Source organism: Polaromonas sp. P3_C2, assembly GCF_056402675.1.
Genome location: NZ_JBFUGX010001155.1, coordinates 1 through 725, shown reverse-complemented (window position 1 = coordinate 725; position 725 = coordinate 1). Strand labels below are relative to the sequence as shown.

Genomic DNA, 725 nt, shown 5'->3' with positions numbered 1-725 from the left:
GACAGCCACTGGGGCGTGTCGTGGCGCAGGAGTCACCGGCCACCTTTATGAGCCCGGGCGGCGGGGTGGTGCGGGGCACGCAGGAAGTGTGGTCGCGCTACCAGCAAGATGCCGGCCGGTTTGAGGCGGGCAGTACGACCCAGCTGGAAATTCTCGACATGGCGGCGGGCGATACCGTTGCCTTCTGGACGGGCATTCAAAAAGCGCAGGCCCGCATGAAGGGTGAGCCAGAGCCCGTGGCGAACAAGCTGCGGGTAACCGAGGTGTTCAGGCGCGAAGGCGATGCCTGGAAGCTGGTGCACAGGCATGCGGACCCGCTGGTTGAGGCGAAGCACTAGCCCCACGGTCGCTCACTTCGTGTAGCTTCCTGCCCCTCGAGGAGGCCGCAGGCGGGCAGCCCTTTTTCCGTGCAAGGGGCAGGGACCCGCCGCAGGCTCGCAGTGGGGGAGCGTGGGGGCTCTACTTCCGGCTAATCACCACAGCACCACCGGCGCCCTTGGCGTCGGCATTCTGGCCACGCAGCAGGTTCTGGCTGCCGATGTTCAGGGTGTAGTTGTCGGCGTTGTATTTGCCGGTCCCAAGCAGGTACACCGGGTTGCTGCCGTTGAGTGTTACGGTTTCGCCTCGCACGGTAATCATTGCGTCTTGCTGCACCCGCTTGGACTCGCCGTCGCTGTTGGCAAAGCCCAGCACCAGCACGCCGCGGTAGCTGCCGTTGCCAAGGT

At 65.2% G+C, this 725-nt stretch carries 2 protein-coding genes; one reads left to right on the top strand and one right to left on the bottom strand.

Annotation, left to right across the window (positions count from 1 at the left end; translation table 11 throughout):
- Positions 1-338: YybH family protein (locus AC1DWI_RS25290; RefSeq protein ID WP_477726201.1), on the top strand; the 338-nt coding region annotated here is incomplete at its 5' end.
- Positions 339-459: 121 nt separating this feature from the next.
- On the opposite strand, the gene AC1DWI_RS25285 is transcribed toward AC1DWI_RS25290, so the two are convergent.
- A partial coding sequence (locus AC1DWI_RS25285) for a hypothetical protein (protein ID WP_477726200.1) occupies positions 460-725 on the bottom strand: 266 nt, incomplete at its 5' end.